The sequence below is a fragment of the Halomonas sp. genome (genome assembly GCF_031581305.1).
Classification (GTDB): Bacteria; Pseudomonadota; Gammaproteobacteria; order Pseudomonadales; family Halomonadaceae; genus Halomonas.
In genome coordinates this window covers 1-3,253 of record NZ_JAVLBC010000277.1, presented here as the reverse complement: position 1 = coordinate 3,253, position 3,253 = coordinate 1, and the positions used below count along the sequence as shown (strand labels likewise).

At 63.5% G+C, this 3,253-nt stretch carries 2 protein-coding genes; both read left to right on the top strand.

Going from position 1 to position 3,253, the window contains the following annotated elements:
- The first annotated feature begins 111 nt into the window (after nucleotides 1–111).
- The gene (pilB, locus tag RI841_RS15655) at nucleotides 112–1,902 is read left to right on the top strand and encodes a type IV-A pilus assembly ATPase PilB (protein ID WP_310706559.1); all 1,791 of its coding nucleotides are present in this window, start codon (nucleotides 112–114) and stop codon (nucleotides 1,900–1,902) included.
- Nucleotides 1,903–1,949: 47 nt separating this feature from the next.
- Nucleotides 1,950–3,182 carry a type II secretion system F family protein gene (locus RI841_RS15650; protein WP_310706558.1) on the top strand — a complete coding sequence of 411 codons (1,233 nt, stop codon included), beginning with the start codon at nucleotides 1,950–1,952 and terminating at the stop codon, nucleotides 3,180–3,182.
- Nucleotides 3,183–3,253 lie beyond the last annotated feature (71 nt).

The window sequence follows — 3,253 nt, the reverse complement described above, 5'->3', positions numbered from 1 at the left end:
AGCCAGCGCAGGCAAAGGCCTGGTACGTCATGGTACTGCGCTGGGCGGGGGATGGCCACAAACGCTAGAATCAGCGAAGCTAACGATCTCCCCCTGCCACCATGAGGCACCATGAACGACTATCGTCCCCCGTCCCCCGAGCAGCCGCCCGACGCCCCGGAGCCTTCGCCGCTTGCCGGGGCCGCGCGTCGCAAGGGGCTGCGTGGGCTGGCTCGTCGCATGGTCCGCGATGGCCTGCTGAGCGAGCCAGCAGCCATTCGCGCCGAAGCGGAAGCCCGCGAAGCCGAGATGTCGTTGCTCGAACACCTGATCGAGGGGGGGATGGTCCCGGCGCGCCAGGCTACCTTGACCGCGGCCTGGGAGTATGGCTTGCCGATCATCGATCTCGATGCCATCCACCTGGAGAGCCTGCCGCCAGTGCAGGACTACCCGGACAAGATCCTTCGCCAGTTGCGGGTACTGCCGCTGGTTCGCCATGGCCACCGCCTGACCGTGGCCGTTCCCTACCCCTCCACCCTGGCCCTGCTGGATGAGCTGCAGTTCGCGACCGGCCTGACGCCGGAGGGGGTGCTGGCCCCGGTGGACCAGCTGGGCCCGGTGCTGGAGAGCTACCTTGCCAGCTCCGAGAAGAGCATGCTCGACGAGCTGGGCGACGTGGACGAGGCCGTGGGCCAGCTGGCTTACGACGAGGGCGTGGTTGACGTTACCGACGAACAGGCGGCGGTGGCCGCGGCCGGCGATGACGCTCCCATCGTCAAGTTCGTCAACAAGATCCTGCTGGACGCCATTCATCGCGGCGCCTCGGATATCCACTTCGAGCCCTACGAGACCAGCTACCGGGTGCGCTTTCGTATCGACGGCATCCTCCATGACGTGGCCCACCCGCCCTTCGCCATGCGCTCGCGCATCTCGGCGCGTCTCAAGGTGATGTCGCGGCTGGATATCTCGGAGCGCCGCCTGCCACAGGATGGCTCTATCAAGCTCAAGCTCTCCAACACCCGCTCCATCGACTTTCGCGTCAACTCGCTGCCCACCGTATACGGCGAAAAGGTCGTGCTGCGTATCCTCGACCCCAGCTCGGCACAGATGGGCATCGAACAGCTGGGCTTCACGTCGGCGCAGCGCACCATGTACGAGGCCGTGCTCGACGACCCCCAGGGCATGATCCTGGTCACCGGCCCTACCGGCAGCGGCAAGACGGTAACCCTCTATACCGGCATCAATATCCTCAACCAGGTGGAGCGCAACATCTGCACCGCCGAGGACCCGGTAGAGATCAAGGTACCGGGGGTCAATCAGGTGAACGTGCTGCCCAAGATCGGCCTGACCTTCGCCAGCGCCCTGCGTGCCTTCCTGCGCCAGGACCCGGACGTGGTCATGGTCGGCGAGATTCGCGACCTGGAAACCGCCGAGATCGCCGTCAAGGCCTCCCAGACCGGCCACCTGGTACTTTCCACCGTGCACACCAATTCGGCGGCGGAGACGCTGACCCGCTTGGCCAACATGGGGGTGGCACCCTTCAATATCGCCAGTTCGGTGAGCCTGATCATCGCCCAGCGCCTGGCACGGCGGCTGTGCAAGCACTGTAAGCAACCGGCGGACATTCCCCGTGAGGTGCTCCTCAAGCAAGGCTTCACCGAGGAGGAAGTGAATGGCGCCACCATCTATGAGCCCGTGGGCTGCAAGCACTGCACCCAGGGCTTCAAGGGGCGGGTGGGCATCTACGAAGTGGTGCCGATCAGTGACGCCATGAGCTATTTGATCATGACCGAGGGCAACTCCCGCGACTTCGATAACCAGGCGCGCAAGGAGGGCCACCCCGACCTGCGCCGTAGCGGGCTGTTGAAGGTGATGCAGGGGCTGACCAGCCTGGCCGAGGTCAACCGGGTGACGAAGGACTAGCCAAGGGGTCAAAAGACGATACCATCACGCAGGGACGGGGAAGGAACATGGCAAAGAAATCCATGCTCAAGCATCAGAAGGTGAAGCTCTATCGATGGCGCTGGAAGGGAATCGGCCCGACGGGCCGTCAGGTTACCGGCGAGATCATCGCCTCCCAGCGGGGCGACGTGGAGAAGACCCTCAGGGGCCAGCGCATCGCGATCAAGACGATCCGTCGCAAAAGCGGGATCGGCAGCGGCATGGGCAAGATCAAGCCGCGAGACATCATGCTCTTTGCCCGCCAGATGGCCACCATGATCCGCGCCGGCGTGCCGGCCCTGCAGGCCTTTCAGGTGGTGGCCGAGAGTCTCAAGAAGCCGGCAATGAGCGCGCTGGTTCAGGAGCTGATGAACGATGTGGCAGCCGGTGCCAGCTTCTCCGAGGCGCTGAGGCGCCATCCCGACCACTTTGACCGGCTGTTTACCAACCTGGTGCAGGCCGGTGAGCAGTCGGGCTCGCTGGACAGCATGCTCGAGCGTGTCGCGGCCTACAAGGAGAAGATCGAATCGCTCAAGAGCCGGGTGAAAAAGGCGCTCTGGTACCCTATCTCCGTTATCGGGGTGGGCATCGGCGTTACCGCTCTGTTGCTGATCAAGGTGGTGCCGCAGTTCGAGAGCCTCTTCCAGGGGTTTGGCGCCGAACTGCCCGCCATGACCCGTATGACCATCTCGATGTCGGAATTCGCCCAGCAGTACTGGTGGTGGGGCGTGCTCGGCCTGGTGATCTTCATCTTCTTGCTGCGCACGGCCATGAAGCGCTCAGAGGCCTTCCGTTATCGCATTCACAAGCTAATGCTGCGTATCCCGGTGATCGGGGATATCCTCGACAAGTCCTCGGTGGCACGCTATTCCCGCACGCTCGCCACCACCTTCGGCGCCGGGGTGCCACTGGTGGAGGCCCTGGAAACCGCCGAGGGCGCTTCCGGCAACATGGTGTACGAGCGGGCCGTCGCCCGGATCCGCGAAGACGTCGCCACTGGCCAGCAACTGCACTTCGCCATGCACATGACCAATCAGTTCCCGGCGTTGGCAGTACAGATGGTGGGCATCGGCGAGGAGGCCGGCGCATTGGATGCCATGCTCAACCGGGTGGCGGACTACTACGAGGAGGAGGTCGACAATATGGTCGATACCCTCACCTCGCTGCTGGAGCCCTTTATCATCGTGGTGCTCGGCGTGCTGGTCGGCGGCCTGGTAATCTCGATGTACCTGCCAATCTTCGAGCTGGGCAGTGTGGTCTAATAGGGTGCTTACGAAATATTATATTATTGATTGCCGCCACCTCTGGATGTCAGCGGTATTGTCAGCGAGAG

Coding starts and splice junctions, on each gene's coding strand:
- pilB (WP_310706559.1), top strand. CDS start 112: ATGAACGACTATCGTCCCCCGTCCCCCGAGCAGCCGCCCGACGCCCCG.
- RI841_RS15650 (WP_310706558.1), top strand. CDS start 1,950: ATGGCAAAGAAATCCATGCTCAAGCATCAGAAGGTGAAGCTCTATCGA.